Genomic DNA, 13,965 nt, shown 5'->3' with positions numbered 1-13,965 from the left:
CCGTCCGACGTGAGCATCACGTACGGGCCGGGCTCCGAGTTCAGCCGGACGCGAGAAAATCTTCGGAGATGGTTGAACCGAACACCTTCTCGATGGCGTGTTGCTGTCGTAGGAAGAGTCAGCAGCGTCGCTTTCGAGGAGTGTGCAGTGCCATCGGTCATCGTCGGGCGCACGGGTCCCTTCACCGGGCAGAGCGTGGTTCTGGGCAATGAGCCCCTCAGCTTCGGGCGCAAGAGCGACAACGGCGTCGTGATCGTCAGCCCCAGCGCCTCCCGGCTGCACGCCGAGGTCCTCGCGGAGGACGCCGGGTTCGTCCTGTACGACCGGGACAGCCGGAACGGCACGTTCGTCAACGACCAGCGCGTCACCCGGCATGTCCTGCGCCCGAACGACTGCGTCCGGATCGGCGACGAAACGTTCCTCTACGAAGCGCAGGACTCCATGGAGACGGTCATGGACCTCTCCCTCCTGGACGTCCCCCGGCCCATCGCCGCAGACCCCGGCACGCTGCGGGTCACCATCACCGGCGGCGGCCCGGTGGGCCTCGCCTTCGCCCTGGCGCTCGACGAGATGCTGCCCGGCCGGACCGCCATCACCCTCTACGACGGGCGCTGGACCCGGAAGGGGCCCGAGGTCGTCTGGAAGGACGAGACCCAGGGCAACTTCCGCCGCCAGCAGGTCGTGACCGTCCAGAGCCGGCAGTACCTCGCCCTGTCCGAGGAGGTGCTCTCCGCTCTGTTCGACGACGACGGCGCCTACTCCGAGATGTGGCCCGTCGGCCCGGACTCCGTCGACGGCCGCCCGCCCCGCAACATCCGGATCGCCCACATCGAGGACCGGCTGCTGGCGCTGGCGAACCGGCGATCGGCGATCCGCCTCGTGCCGAAGCGCTTCGACGTGGAGGAGCAGCGCAACCGGCTCACCCAGGAACATGTCCTGGTGATCTGCGAGGGCGGCCGCTCCCGCACCCGCGAGCACTACGCCGACCGCTTCGGCGCGGCCGACGCATCGATCTACTCCCTCGACGGCGAGCACCTCCAGGACATCGTGCTGGGGCTGCGCGTCAAGTCGAAGCTGCCGGACCCGATGAGCGTGCTGCTCACCGTGTCGCAGAACCGGTTCCTGCTCAACTCGCTGCGCGGCGAGGGCTTCCTGAACATGCGGCTCACCCGGGAGGAGGCCAAGAACGTCATCGGCATCGACCCGGTCCGCCACGTCTTCGAGGAGTGCATCGCCACCCGCCCCTGCCTGATGAGCCGGCAGGAGGAGGACAACGAGTTCCGCTGCCCCACCCACGGCACCCTCTTCCTGCCCGCCCTGCTGCGCGGCTCCCCGCTGTGGAAGGAGATCCGGCAGGGCCTCAGCCTGTTCGGCGTGGCCGAGGACGACCTGTCCGCGATCACCTCGTTCCGGCTGGACATGGTCCAGCGCCCGCGCTTCACCGCGCAGCTGCACCGCCCGACCGCGACCAGCCCCGGCACGTACGGCTTCCTGCTGGGCGACGCGGCCAACGCCATCCACTTCTGGCCGGGCCGCGGCCTCAACAGCGGCCTCGCCTCCGCCACTTCACTGGCCCGCTCGCTCAGCCGCGCCTGGCAGGGCAAGCCGCTGCGGGACGCCGACTTCATCCGGCACGAGGCGGCGATGTCCATGCTCCAGTACCGGCACAAGAGCCGGGCGTGGAACGCCATGGTGACCACCGACGAACAGGGCGTCACCCGAGCCATCAAGGACATCATCGCGCGCAGCGCGGAGGCCGGTGCCGGTGCCGGTGCCGCGTCCGGTGCCGCGTCCGGAGCTGCGGTCGGCGCTGCGACCGGAGCCGGAGCCGGTGCCGCGGACGGGAGCGACCTGGACGCGCTGCTGGAGCGGATGGCCGGCATCCGCGACCGGCTGGGCTCCCGGCTGCCCGGCCTGCCCACGGACGAGGAGCTCCGCTCCCACCTGGCCTCGATCGCCCCCGCCACCCTGCGCACCCTGCGGGAGAGCGGCGCCTGGGACACCCTGATCGTCGGCGGCGAGGAGGCCGACATCGACCTCTTCTACCAGTCCGAATCCCCGGTCTTCGTCCCCCGCCCGGCCGACCCCCGGGCCCTCCCGCTGTCCAGGAGCGCAGCCGTCGCCCACTGAGTGGTGACAGCCGCGGGCAGGACGGCGCCAGTGGTGGGCGACCCGGCTGCGGACGACTACGGCCGTCTGCTGCGCCGGGGAGCTCTCCGCGCTGCTGCGGACCCGGCCCACCGCCACCCGAGAGCCGCCGCGGCCTCTCAGCGCAGTACGGCCGCCAGCAGGTCGGTGCCCAGCGCCGTCACGTCGGGCAGATGGAGGGTGTAGCGGACGTAACGACCGTGCCGCCGGGCCGTGAGCAGGCCCGCGCCGCGCAGGACGGCGAGGTGGCGGGACACCTCCGGGGGTGAAAGCTCCCAGGCGTGGGCCGGCTCGCCGTTGGTGTGCGGGCCGCGGGCCAGCGTACGCAGCAGTCGCAGCCGTACCGGGTGCGCCAGCGCCTCCAGCCGTAGCGTGACCGTGTCCAGCGACACGGGCTCCGACGGACCCGGCTCGGACCGGGGTGGGGCGCCCCGGCCGTGGCCGCGGTGTCCGTGGTCTGCACGGTCGGCGAGATCATCTACGCGGGCAGAGCCACCGCGCTCGTCACCGCCCTCGCCCTGCCCCACCTCCTGGGACGCACCCTCGCCCGCTTCGAACTCTCCACGGGCTTCGGCCTCGCCGTCCCCCCGGCCGCCATCACCGCCCTCGCCCCCCACGGCCCGGCCGCCCTGTGGGGCACCCTCGCCACGGCCACCCTGCTCTCCGCCTCCGCCGTCGCCCCCGCGAAAGCCCCTCTGAGGCCCCGGGCCGCATGCCCGGGCGTCTGCTCCCGGCACCGTTCCCGTGCGGATCCGACACCAGCCGGTCCCGGGCCGCGTGTTACGCCGGCCTGACCGGATACCAGGAGGGCACGTGACGGGTCCGACCGCCGCCCGAACCGGTCATGGCCGTGCTCTTGCGCGTCGGTCACAGGCTGGTGAGGAGGTCCTCGAGCGGGGCCGGTACCCGTCCGGGGTCGAGGGCCTCCACCAGGAGACGGCCGTAGCGGATCTTGCGGCCCTTCTTCGTGCCGAGGAAGCGCCGCACCTGCTGGTGCCGGGGCCGACCGTCCTGTGCGGGCTGGCGCAGGAACGTCTGCCAGGGACGCAGGTCGCCCTCGACCCGGATGATCTCCTCGACCGTCGCCGTGCCGAGCGCGCGGATGAGCTCGTCCTCCAGGTCCGCCGCGCACACGAAGAACCCCGCGCCATTCGCCCCGGCCCGCTTCAAGCCGCGGTCGTAGTACGGCTCTTCCCTCTCGTCACACAGTCCTGTCAGGCGCAGGCCGAGTCCGGGCGGCCCGAGAAGGCCGGCGTAGCGGCCCACGTTCATCGCCCCTCCCATGGCCACGACGCACACCCCTTCGGCGGCCAGGTCCCGGCCACGCCGTGCCGCGAGCGCCTCGACAGCAGCCAGGTCACTCAGCCCTTCCAGCAGCACCGCCGTGCGCAGCCCCAGCCGCACTGCCAGATCACCCGCCGGTCCGCCGGGTCCACCCGCCGCCCAGCGGCCGACCGCGTCCCGGAACGCCCACATGTCCACCATGGAGGGAGTGTGCACTCCCGGAGAGCGGCACGGCTCGGAATTACGGAGCAGGGCGTCCGAGGTCCCGGAGCGTGGCCGCCCGAGGCCTTCCCTGCCACCACGGTCGTATTCTTCGGCGAACGCCGCCCCACTCGTGCCGGCCGTGAACCGGACGCCGCCGCCGGTCGGGCCGCCGCCGGTCGTTCCGCACGCCGGTGCGGCCGCCCCGCGGACCGCGGCCGTACCGGCGTGCGGAACGGATCTCCGGCGGGGAGGATGAGGACTGTGCAGGACAGACGGAGCGCTGCCGGGGAGTCCTACGGGGAGACCTCCTACGGTGCTCCGGTCGGAAGCCGTGGGCCGGAGGGAACCCCGCCGGGGGAGTCCGGCCGTCGAGGCGGGGCGCCGAAGCAGTCCATGGCCCTCGCGGCCATGCTCTTCGCGGTGGCGATGGTCTTCGTCGACCAGACGATCGTCAGCATCGCCGCCCCCAGCATCGTCGAGGAACTCGGCCTCTCCTCCTCCGGACTGCAACGCATGGTCAACGCGTACCTGCTCGCGCTCGCCGCGTTCTTCGCGCTCGGCGGGCGCCTCGCCGACGTCCTCGGGCGCCGCCGGATGGTGGTGGCGGGCACCCTCGTGTTCGTCATCTCCTCCGTGTTGTGCGGCTCCGTGCCGTCGGGAGACTTCGCCCAGAGCTGGCTCGTCATCTTCCGCGCCACCCAAGGCGCGGGCGCGGCGCTGGTGTTCCCCGCCGCCATCGCCGTGGTCGTCGGCGTCGTCCCCGTCGGCAAAAGGGGCCGGGTACTGGCCCTGTTCTTCGTCGTCGCGGGGGCGCTCACCGCCATCGGACCGCTGCTCGGCGGCTGGCTGACCTCCTGGACCTGGCGGGCCGTCTTCTGGATCAACGTCCCCGTGGCCGTCGTCGCGCTCGTGCTGCCTCGCCACCTGGGCGTGCCTCATCGGCGGGCTCGCGGAGCTCCTTCGAAACAGCCCGACGCGCTGATCCTCGCCTACCAGAACGGCTACGCGGTCGGCTACGACACCGCGTACGACGAGGCGTTCCGCCAGAACTGCCTCAACAAGTAGCGCTCCGGGCTCAGTAGGTGACGGTGATCCGGCGCGACCGGCCGTCCACCCGGATGCGGCCTCCGACGGGGACCACGAGTTGCGGGTCGGTGTGGCCGAGGTCGACGTCGAACACCGCCATGGTGTCGGGGGCGTACCGCCGCAGGGCCCGCAGCACGGCCTCGCGCTGTTGCCGGCGGTAATCGGCCCTCTCCGGAGGGCTGAGCGGCTTGTCGAACGACCAGGCCTTGGCCCGGCCCATCAGGAGGGCGGGGAACTGCTGGAGCAGCCCGCGTTCGCCCATGCTCCGCAGGATCCGGTAGACCTCTTCGGCGTGCGGCATCTCTTCCGACGTCTCGAGGAAGAGCACGTTGCCGGCGTAGGCGTCGACCGGCAGTACGGCACGGTCCGCCATCAGCAGCCAGGAGATGATCTCCAGGTTGCCGCCCCAGCCGATCCCTTCCACCACGTGGTCAGCGTTGTGCCAGATCCAGCCGCCGGCGGGTTCCGTCTCGGGTTCGGACTCGAACGTACGAGGGTCCTCCCAAGGCCGGTTGACGTCCCCGAAGGCGTCGGCCGGGGTGAGTTCGTACGCTCCCGAGGTGAACAACGCCGCCCTGAGGGAATCCGCGGTCAGCGGGTGGAGCGCGCCGGGGCGTCCGAGCTCGACCATCACCGAGCCGCCGTGGTATCCGACGATGCCCGCGTTCCGCAGGAACAGCAGCAGGTTGGTGTTGTCGCTGTAGCCGAAGAAGGGCTTGGGATTGGCTCGGATCAGGCCGAGGTCGAGATGGGGCAGGACGGTGATCTGGTCGTCGCCGCCGATGCTGCTGAACACGGCCTTGACGTCGGGGTCCGCGAAAGCGGCGTGGATGTCGGCGGCCCGTGCCTCGGGCGACGAGCCCATCGTGCGGGTCGTCGGGTACTCCACCGTCTTCAGCCCGAAGTCGTCCTGGAGCCTGCGAAGCCCCAATTCGTAGGGCAGGGGCAGGAGACCGGGCAGGCCGGACGAGGGGGACAGCACCGCGATCAGGTCGCCGGGGCGGGGCTTGGCAGGGTAGGCAGGATCGGTCATCCGAAGATCATAAGAGCCGGTGGGCCGGCGTGCCCGGAATTGCGGGCGCCCGGGGTCAGCCGCCCCCGTGTCCCGCCGCCACCAGGCCCGATTCGTACGCCGCGATGACCGCCTGGGCGCGGTCGCGGACGCCCAGTTTCGTGAAGATGCCGGTGATGTGGTTCTTGACCGTGGAGACGCTGATCTTCAGGTCCCCGGCGATCTCCGCGTTGTCGAACCCGGTCGCCAGCAGCTGCCAGATCTCCAGCTCGCGCGGCGTGAGGCCGGCCGGGGCGGTCTCCGCCGGGCGCGGGCGGGCGGGGGAGGCCCGTACGTAGGTGGAGATCAGCCGGGTGAGCAGTCGGGGCGCGACGGCGGCCTCGCCGGTGTGGACGGTGCGGACCGCCGCGATGAGCTCCTCCGGCGAGACGTCCTTGGGGAGGAAACCGTACGCACCGGCGCGCAGCGCGGCGACCACGTACTCGTCCATGTCGAAGGTGCTGAGGGCCAGGACGCGGGATTCCGGCAGCGTCCGCGCCAGCTCCTCGGTGGCCTGGACCCCGTCGAGGACCGGCATCCGGATGTCCATGACGACCACGTCGGGCCGCAGTTCGTGGGCCAGGCCGACGGCCCGGGCGCCGTCCTCCGCCTCGCCCACCACCTCGAACGCCGGGTCGGGCGCCAGGATCAGCGCCAGGCCCCGCCGTACCAGCGGCTGGTCGTCGGCTATGAGCACACGGATCATCCGCGTCGGTCCTCTCGCAGTCCCCCCGGGTCACCGGCCGGGAGCCTGGCCGCCACCCTGAATCCGCCGCCCTCGCAGGAGCCGGCCTCCAGGGTGCCGCCTTGCAGCGCGACGCGTTCCCGCATTCCGATCAGACCGTACCCGCTGCCGGTGCCGGGCCGCGAAGCCCCCGCCCTGGCGACCCCCGCCCCGTCGTCGCGCACCTCCACCTCGACGCCGTCCGGAGCGTAGGTCAGCCGTACGTGGGCCCGCGCGCCGACGGCGTGCTTGCGTGCGTTGGTCAGCGCCTCCTGGACGATCCGGAACACCGTCAGACCGACGGTCGGCGGCAGCGGGCGGGCCGTCCCCCGTACGGTGAACTCGGTGGGCGTACCCGCCAGCCGGGACTCGGTGATGATCCGACCGAGGTCCCCGGTCCCGGGCTGCGGCGCCGGCGGGACCTGCTCCGGCTCCTCCCCGGCCCGCAGGACGTCGAGGAGTTGGCGCATCTCCCGCAGCGCCATCCGCCCGGAGTCCTCCAGCGTGACCAGCGCCTCGCGGGCCGTGCCCGGGTCGTGCGCCAGGTTGGCCCGGGCACCGCCGGCCATCAGCTGCATGGTGGTGATGTGGTGCGCGACGATGTCGTGCAACTCCCGCGCGATCCGCCGGCGTTCCTCGGCCACCGCCCGGTCGGCCAGCAGGATGCGCTTGGCATCCGCCTCCTGCTGCCAGCGCCGCACCACCAGTCCGGTGCCGACGACGAGCACCACCGCGACCGTGTTGCCGAGCACGCCCGTCAGGACGGACGAGTCACCGTAGCCCCCGCTGATCATCGTGACCGGCACGGTCGCCACGGCGGCCGCCGCCGTGACCGCCGTGCTGCGCAGGCGGGTCACGGTGTACAGCGCGACCATGTAGGCGGCGGAGAAGTGCGGGCCCTGCGGCGTGGTCAGGTTCAGCGCCGCGCCGAGGACGAGGACGGCGCAGAGCACGGTCACCGGCCTGGCCCGGCGGGCCAGCAGGCAGGGCGCGGCCAGGACCACGAGGACCAGAGCCCGCACGGTGAGGGGCCGGCCGTCGTCCGCCGCACCGAGCGAATAGCCGATCAGGTCGTTGACGGCCGCCCCGATGGCCACGAGCGCGTCATTGCGGGTCCAGTCGAAGACCGGCCCGTCGAAGACCGGACCGCGCACCCGGCCCCGGCCGGTCTCGCCGAACCCGCCCGCGGCCCCTGGCCCGAACCCGCCCGCGTCCCCTGGCCCGGCCCTGCCCGCGGCCCTGCCCGCGCCCTTGCCCCCGGCCCAGCCCCCGGCCCTGCCCGCGGCCGTCTCCTCGGCCCGGTCCTGACTGCGTATCGGCATGCTTGCCGGTCCCCCTCTGCCACCGGCCCGCCGGATCCGGACCGGAGCGCCGCAGTTCGCGTACGGGATCCATTCTCGCAGCGCTGCGAGAGGCGGCCCTGGGCCCGCGGGAGGAGCCCGGACCAGGACTGCGGTCCTGGTCCGTGGAGCGCGTCGGACCCCGGTCCCGAGTACGGATCCTCCCAGGTCACGACGTTTCCCGGCGGGGGCGCTGATGAGCTGGACAACGTCCGGGAACCCCCGGTCGATCGAGTTACGGAGGAACCTGTGATCCGCGCCCTGACCGGCTTCGCCACCCGAAGTCCCTGGAAGGTCATCGCTCTCTGGGCGGTGCTGGGCATCGCCATGGCCCTCCTCGGCCAGGCGTTCGTCTTCCGCGCCACCCAGCCCAGTACGGGCGCGTTCCTGCCCGCCACCTACGATTCGGCGGCAGCGCTGAAGGTCGCCGAGGAGCACTTCGGCGTCAAGCCCGACGCCAATCCGCTCACCATGCTGGTGGCGCGGGCGGACGGGGCGAAGCTGTCCGAGTCCGACGAGCGGCTGATCGACGCCGGGGCCGCGAAGCTCGCCCGGCGCGAGGTGGCGATGCCGAAGACGAAGGAAACGCCGCCCTTCACGCAGGACCGTTCGCAGGTCCCCCATGTCAGCCCGGCGATGACGGCGCCCGACCGGAGCTTCCGGCTGCTGTCGGTCGAACTGACCGGCAACCCCCTGGACCCCGGGATGCAGGACCTCTACCGGGCCTTCCGGGACCAAGCCCGGGCCGAGTTCGCCGAGGCCGGGCTGCGGACCGGGTTCACGGCCGGACTCGCGGACAGCGTGGACACCGCCGATGCCGAAAAGAGCCGTTCGACGATCGTCGGCATCGCCATGCTCGCGGTGATCGTGCTGCTGCACGTGCTGGTGTTCCGCAGCGTCCTCGCGGCGCTGCTGCCGCTGCTCGTGGTGTCGGTGATCGGCGGTGCCGCCGCCGGTGTGGTGGTCACGGCCTCTCTGCTCACGGGCGTCCAACTCGACGCCTCCACCCCACAGTTGATCAACGTGGTGCTGATCGGGATCGGCATCGACTACTTCCTCTTCCTGCTGTTCCGCTTCCGTGAGCAGCTGCGCAACCGGCCCGAGCAGACCGGGCGCGCCGCGGCGGCCGAGGTCGCCGGCCGGGTGGGCACGGCGGTCACCTCCGCGGCGCTGACGATCGTCGCCGCGTTCTCCACCCTCGCGGTCGCGTCCTTCGGCCAGTTCCGGGTGCTCGGCCCGGCGATCGCCGTGTCCGTACTGGTGATGCTGCTGGGCAGTCTCACCCTGATGCCGGCGCTGCTGGCCGTCACCGGGCGGAAGATGTTCTGGCCCTCGCGCGACCTGCGCCGCGAGCCCCCGGAGGGGATGGCCGGGCGGATGGGCCGCCGGGTGGCATCGCGCCCGGTGACCATGGTGCTCGCCTCACTGGCACTGCTCGGCGCGCTGGCGGCGGGCCTGGCAGGGATGCGCACGGACTACGGGCAGGGCGGCTCGGGGGACACGAGTACGGCGGCGGCGCGCACGGCGGCCGAGATCGCGCACGCCCTGCCCGCCGGAGTGTCGGACCCGACCACCGTGTTCGTCACCGCCTCCGGCGGCGGCAGGATCGACCCCCGAGCGCTGGGCGGGCTGTCCAAGGCGCTCGCAGCGGTCGACGGCGTCGGCCGGGTCGCCCCGGCCGTACCCAGCGAGGACGGCAGGGCGGCGCGGATCGACCTGTTCCTGACCGCCGATCCGCAGGGACAGCAGGCCCGCGACCTGGTGTCCGGACCCGTCCGCGAGACGGTGGCGGCGCACCGGCCCGACGGTACGGAGGCGCACGTGGGCGGCACAGCCGCGCTCTTCGCCGACATCTCCTCCGCCGTCTCGGGCGACCTGAAGGTGGTCTTCCCGGTGGCCGCGGGCCTGATCTCGCTGATCCTGCTCCTGCTCCTGCGCAGTCTGCTCGCACCGCTGGTCCTGATGATCTCCGTCGGCCTGGGCTTCGCGGCGACCCTCGGCGCCTCGGCGCTGGTTTCCCAGCACCTCCTGGACCGGCCGGGGGTGAACTTCATGCTGCCGCTGGTGCTGTTCCTGTTCGTGGTCGCGCTCGGCACCGACTACAACATCCTGATCAGCGACCGGATACGGGAGGAGATGGAGAAGCCCGGTCCGGCCCGGGCAGCCGTGGCCCGGGCGGTACGGCACACCGCTCCGGCGATCGCGACGGCGGGCCTGGTCCTGGCCGCCTCGTTCGGGAGCCTGGCCGTCAACCCGAATCCGGGCACCCAGGAGATCGGCTTCGCGACGGCGCTCGGGATCGTGCTGTCGGCGTTCGTCCTGTCGATCGTGCTGGTTCCGGCGCTGGCCGCGCTGCTGGGCCGGTCGATCTGGTGGCCCGTACGGCCGCGGCGCACCGACCACACCGCCCGGCACGCCGATGACGGGGCGCGGCCCGTGCCGGTCGGCTGACCGGACGGTCAAGCGGTCCGCCAGGCCGTCGCCGCCCGATCGCGGCGACGGCCGTCGTGGCCCTTCAGGTGTGGCTCGGCGTCGGATCCGATTCCGATTCCGGCTCCGGCTCCGGCTCGGGCAGTTGCGCTGCCGCGCGGCGGGGGAGCAGCAGCGGGGTCGCGAGCAGGAGCACGCCGGCCAGGCCGATGGCCGTGCGCGGGCCGAGCAGGCCGCCGAGCACACCCCAGACAACGGTCAGGAGCGCGGTCGAGGCCTTGGTCGTCACCGCCCAGGCGGACAGCGTACGGGCGACCCGGTCGGTCGCGGTGAGCCGGAGGCGGCAGGTGGCGAGGACGGGGTTGAAGACCCCGCAGCAGAAGATGAGCCCGAGTTCCACGCCCACCACCAGCAGCAGCCCTCCGACACCCGGCCCCACGAAGGCCAGGCCGACGGGCCAGAGCGCGCGCAGCGCCCCGGCCGCGACCAGGACCTGGTGCTGTCCGATCCGGGTCACGAGCGGCCGGGCCAGCCGCGAACCGATCAGCCCGCCGATGGAGGGCGCGGCGAAGGCGAGGCCGTACTCCCACGGCGCGAACCCGAGCCGGCCGAGCATCAGCACGGCCAGCAGCGGCTGCATGGCCATCACCAGGCCGTTGAACAAGGCGGTGTGGAAGAACAGGCGGCGCAGCACCCCGTCGGAGAGGACGTACCGCCAGCCGTCGAGCAGGTCACCGGCCCGCATGCGCGGGCCCTCCCGGCGCTCGGGCCGCGGCTCGTGCCCGCCCATGGCGCGGATGCCCAGGGCCGAGAGCAGATAGCTGACCGCGTCGGCCACCACCGTCACCACCGGACCGAGGAGTCCGATCGCCGCGCCCCCCAGCGGCGGTCCGATGATCGTGGTCGTCCAGGCCGTGGACTCGAACCGGGCATGGGCGACGAGCAGGTCCTCGGCCGGCAGCAGCGTCTTCAGGTACGCGCCGGAGGCGGTGCGGAAGGCGATGTCGGCCGCCGTGACGACGACCGAGACCAGCAGGAGCTGAAGGAAGGTGAGCACGCCGAGCGCGAACGCGGCAGGGACCGTCAGCAGCGCCGCGAACCGTACGAGGTCCATCGCGATCAGCACCGGCCGCTTGCGGCGGAACTCCACCCACGGGCCGAGCGGCACTGCCACGGCGGCGCCCACCGCCGCCCCCACGGAGGAGAGCGCGGCGACCTCGGCCGGTCCGGAGTGCAGCACCTCGATGGCGATCAGCGGGAAGGCGCCGAAGGCGAGCCACGTACCGAGCGCACTGGTCCCGTACGCTCCCCAGAGCCAGCCGAACCGCCGCCCCAGCCGGTGCCCGCTCTGCACGCCCGCCGCCCCTCGCCATCCGCCCGCACAACCGATCCGTGTTCGGAACCATCAAAGCGAGCGGCACGACCAGGAATCAAACAACCGCGGGACCATCGGCCACAACCCACGGTTGTACCCATAGGCTGTCGGTATGGACCTCGACTCCGTCCGGACCTTCGTCGCCGCCGCCGACACGGGCCGGTTCCAGGAGGCCGCCGCCGAGCTGGCGGTCACCCAGCAGGCCGTCTCCAAGCGCATCGCCGCGCTGGAGCGCAACCTCGGCGTGCGGCTGTTCACCCGTACTCCGCGCGGCGCCGAGCTCACCATCGACGGGCAGGCCTTCCTGTCCCACGCACGCGAGCTGCTGCGCGTCGCCGAGCGCGCGGTCGCGTCCGTGCACACCGCCCGCCGCCCGCTGCGCGTCGACATCATCGCCTCGCGCGGCGCCGCGTCGGGCCTGATGCGCGGCTTCCACCGCGCGCACCCCGACATCGACCTCGACGTGCTCATGCTGTTCCAGATCGAGACGGCCCTCGCCGCCATCCGCTCCGGCGAGATCGACGCGTCCTTCCGCGCCGTCGCCGCACCCGGTCGGCCCCTTCCCGAGGACATCGAGTCCGTCCGGGTCCTCGACGAGCCGCTCGAACTCCTCACCGGCCCCGCCCACGCGCTGGCGGGCGCCCGGTCGGTGCCCCTCGCCCGGCTCGCCGGGCACCGGATCTGGATGCCCGGCATCGTCCCCGGGACCGAGTGGGCCGCGTACTACGAGGACCTCGTCGCCGAGTTCGGCCTCACCATCGAGGCGACCGGCCCCAACTTCGGCTCCGACGCACTCCTCGACACCGTCGCCGACACCCCGGCCCTGGCCACGTTCATGGGCGGACACACCCGCCTGGTCTGGCCCGCCGGACACGGCCTTCGCCGTATCCCGGTGACCGACCCGACCCCCGTCTACCCCCACTCGCTCCTCTGGCACCGCGACAACCCCCACCCGGCCCTGGCCACGCTCCGCGCCCACCTCGCCGCCACACCCCCGCGGGACCCCGAAGCCGCGGCGACCTGGTCACCGAGCTGGGCGGGACGAGACGGACCGGGACGTACTGCCACCGCCGGGCCCACCTAGGCCGTCTCTTCCGGGAGGTCCTTGACGAACACGATGCCGTCACTGGCCGCCAAGTGGCCCGGGTCGAACGGGGCGTAGCCGAACCAGGGGGACACCCGGGACACGGGCCGTGCGTCGCCGAGGGCGGTGGCCAGCCGCGTGGTGTCGATGACGCAGCGGTCGTCCGGGAGCGCGTACAGGATCCCTTCGACGGTGTCCGGCGGCGGCGCGTCCACTCCCTGGTGCCGGATCGTGCCGAGGGCCGTCGCCACGAACGCGTACTCCTCGCCCAGCCGGGCGCTCACCAGCGCACCGGCGCTCCACCACTCCACCGGCCCCTGCCACATCTGCATCGAGCTCTTCTCCCGTTGGAGATGGGAGTTGTGGGCGTGGACGAATGCCGGGCCACGGGCGGCGACGGCGAGCAGGTTGCGGGCCATCATCAGGTCCCGCAGCGCGCACAGCCGCGCCATGCGCGCCGGTGAGTCGTCGGCCATCCAGTGGTGGTAACGCAGCAGACCGGTCGCGGTGCGCCCGTACAGGCGCGCCCGGTCCCACTCCTGCGGCGAGGAGGCGGCGAGCAGGTGCGGGGTCTGCGCGTCGAGGAGCGCCACCAGATCGTCGGCGAGCAGCCGCAGCCGACCGGCCTCGGCCGACTGCCCCACGGACCGGGCCGGCTCCATCATCGCCGCGGGATCGGTCCACCGGTCGTCGGTGCCGAGCAAGCGGTCGAGCGTCTCCGCGGTACAGGGGAGCAGGTCCGGGTCCACCCGGGCCGAGAGGTGGTCGTGGAGCGCGGTGAGGGCCTGCCGTGGGCTCGCGGCCGCCGTGATCTCCAGCGGACCGTCGAAGCCGGCGAAGCGGACCCGCTCGGACTCCGGCCGGCCGTCGTTGTGGTCGCGCATCCAGCGCACGAGCTCACGGTTGCCCGCGGAGGCGCCCCAGCCGTGGCTGAACCCGTGCTCCATGGCCTCGTCGAGGGTGCCCTTCCCCGAGGTGACGTAGTCGTCCACGACCAGCCCCGCCATGCAGTCGCTCTCGATCGCGATCGTCCGGTAGCCCTCCTGCTCGACGAGCTGCCGGAAGAGCTCGTTGCGCAGGATGAGCAGAGAGTCCTCGCCGTGAGTGGGCTCACCCAGGGCGAGCAGCCGGGGCCGGGCCGGGAGCAGCCCCATGACGGCGGAGGCCTCTACGGCATGGGCGCTGTCCTTGATGTCAGTTGCCATGCCTTCAACGGTATCTTTGAACCTTCGGTTGAAA

General features: G+C 72.7%; 9 protein-coding genes and 3 pseudogenes. 5 read left to right on the top strand and 7 right to left on the bottom strand.

The annotated features are described in order from the left end of the window. Nucleotides 1-147 precede the first annotated feature (147 nt). Nucleotides 148-2,130 carry an FHA domain-containing protein gene (locus ADK52_RS37495; RefSeq protein ID WP_053694310.1) on the top strand — a complete coding sequence of 661 codons (1,983 nt, stop codon included), beginning with the start codon at nucleotides 148-150 and terminating at the stop codon, nucleotides 2,128-2,130. A 137-nt stretch (nucleotides 2,131-2,267) separates the two neighbouring features. Here the strand turns inward: ADK52_RS37495 and ADK52_RS37490 are convergent. Beyond that, nucleotides 2,268-2,570, bottom strand: a pseudogene (locus tag ADK52_RS37490) (ArsR/SmtB family transcription factor); the annotation flags it as partial. Here ADK52_RS37490 and ADK52_RS37485 point away from each other — a divergent pair. Continuing rightward, nucleotides 2,553-2,942 (top strand): annotated as a pseudogene (locus ADK52_RS37485) (MFS transporter); the annotation flags it as partial. The pseudogenes ADK52_RS37490 and ADK52_RS37485 overlap by 18 nt on opposite strands. A gap of 73 nt (nucleotides 2,943-3,015) precedes the next feature. Here the strand turns inward: ADK52_RS37485 and ADK52_RS37480 are convergent. Then, nucleotides 3,016-3,633, bottom strand: coding sequence for a TOPRIM nucleotidyl transferase/hydrolase domain-containing protein (locus tag ADK52_RS37480; RefSeq protein WP_053694307.1), 618 nt, complete (start codon nucleotides 3,631-3,633; stop codon nucleotides 3,016-3,018). 396 nt (nucleotides 3,634-4,029) lie between these two features. On the opposite strand from ADK52_RS37480, the pseudogene ADK52_RS44265 reads away from it, so the two are divergent. Then, nucleotides 4,030-4,647 (top strand): annotated as a pseudogene (locus tag ADK52_RS44265) (MFS transporter); the annotation flags it as partial. A 64-nt stretch (nucleotides 4,648-4,711) separates the two neighbouring features. Here ADK52_RS44265 and ADK52_RS37470 read toward each other — a convergent pair. From ADK52_RS37470 to ADK52_RS37460, 3 genes are read right to left on the bottom strand one after another with little or no spacing between them, the layout of a single operon-like run. Further along, on the bottom strand, nucleotides 4,712-5,755 hold the full coding sequence (locus tag ADK52_RS37470) for a S66 family peptidase (RefSeq protein ID WP_053694306.1): 1,044 nt from the start codon (nucleotides 5,753-5,755) through the stop codon (nucleotides 4,712-4,714). A gap of 55 nt (nucleotides 5,756-5,810) precedes the next feature. Continuing rightward, entirely contained in the window at nucleotides 5,811-6,479 is a 669-nt protein-coding gene (locus ADK52_RS37465) for a response regulator (protein ID WP_053694305.1), read from the bottom strand. Next, on the bottom strand, nucleotides 6,476-7,819 hold the full coding sequence (locus ADK52_RS37460; protein WP_078988899.1) for a sensor histidine kinase: 1,344 nt from the start codon (nucleotides 7,817-7,819) through the stop codon (nucleotides 6,476-6,478). Before ADK52_RS37460 ends, ADK52_RS37465 begins: the two co-directional genes overlap by 4 nt. A 267-nt stretch (nucleotides 7,820-8,086) precedes the next feature. On the opposite strand from ADK52_RS37460, the gene ADK52_RS37455 reads away from it, so the two are divergent. Continuing rightward, nucleotides 8,087-10,288 carry an MMPL family transporter gene (locus tag ADK52_RS37455; protein ID WP_053694304.1) on the top strand — a complete coding sequence of 734 codons (2,202 nt, stop codon included), beginning with the start codon at nucleotides 8,087-8,089 and terminating at the stop codon, nucleotides 10,286-10,288. A 64-nt stretch (nucleotides 10,289-10,352) separates the two neighbouring features. Here ADK52_RS37455 and ADK52_RS37450 read toward each other — a convergent pair whose 3' ends face one another. Continuing rightward, entirely contained in the window at nucleotides 10,353-11,621 is a 1,269-nt protein-coding gene (locus ADK52_RS37450) for an MFS transporter (RefSeq protein WP_053694303.1), read from the bottom strand. 133 nt (nucleotides 11,622-11,754) lie between these two features. Here ADK52_RS37450 and ADK52_RS37445 point away from each other — a divergent pair, with 133 nt between their 5' ends. Next, nucleotides 11,755-12,726: a LysR family transcriptional regulator gene (locus ADK52_RS37445; RefSeq protein WP_053694302.1), complete on the top strand. Its 972-nt coding sequence runs from the start codon at nucleotides 11,755-11,757 to the stop codon at nucleotides 12,724-12,726. On the opposite strand, the gene ADK52_RS37440 is transcribed toward ADK52_RS37445, so the two are convergent. Then, complete coding sequence (locus ADK52_RS37440; protein ID WP_053694301.1) at nucleotides 12,723-13,931, bottom strand: erythromycin esterase family protein; 1,209 nt, start codon at nucleotides 13,929-13,931, stop codon at nucleotides 12,723-12,725. The genes ADK52_RS37445 and ADK52_RS37440 overlap by 4 nt on opposite strands. Nucleotides 13,932-13,965 lie beyond the last annotated feature (34 nt).

The sequence above is a fragment of the Streptomyces sp. WM6372 genome, assembly GCF_001279655.1.
Lineage (GTDB): Bacteria > Actinomycetota > Actinomycetes > Streptomycetales > Streptomycetaceae > Streptomyces.
This window is presented reverse-complemented; position numbering and strand designations above follow the sequence as displayed.

What these genes read in the sequence shown, in the direction of transcription:
- ADK52_RS37480 (WP_053694307.1), bottom strand. Translation starts at nt 3,633, where the DNA reads ATGGTGGACATGTGGGCGTTCCGGGACGCGGTCGGCCGCTGGGCGGCG.
- ADK52_RS37465 (WP_053694305.1), bottom strand. Translation starts at nt 6,479, where the DNA reads ATGATCCGTGTGCTCATAGCCGACGACCAGCCGCTGGTACGGCGGGGC.
- ADK52_RS37445 (WP_053694302.1), top strand. Translation starts at nt 11,755, where the DNA reads ATGGACCTCGACTCCGTCCGGACCTTCGTCGCCGCCGCCGACACGGGC.
- ADK52_RS37460 (WP_078988899.1), bottom strand. Translation starts at nt 7,819, where the DNA reads ATGCCGATACGCAGTCAGGACCGGGCCGAGGAGACGGCCGCGGGCAGG.
- ADK52_RS37440 (WP_053694301.1), bottom strand. Translation starts at nt 13,931, where the DNA reads ATGGCAACTGACATCAAGGACAGCGCCCATGCCGTAGAGGCCTCCGCC.
- ADK52_RS37470 (WP_053694306.1), bottom strand. Translation starts at nt 5,755, where the DNA reads ATGACCGATCCTGCCTACCCTGCCAAGCCCCGCCCCGGCGACCTGATC.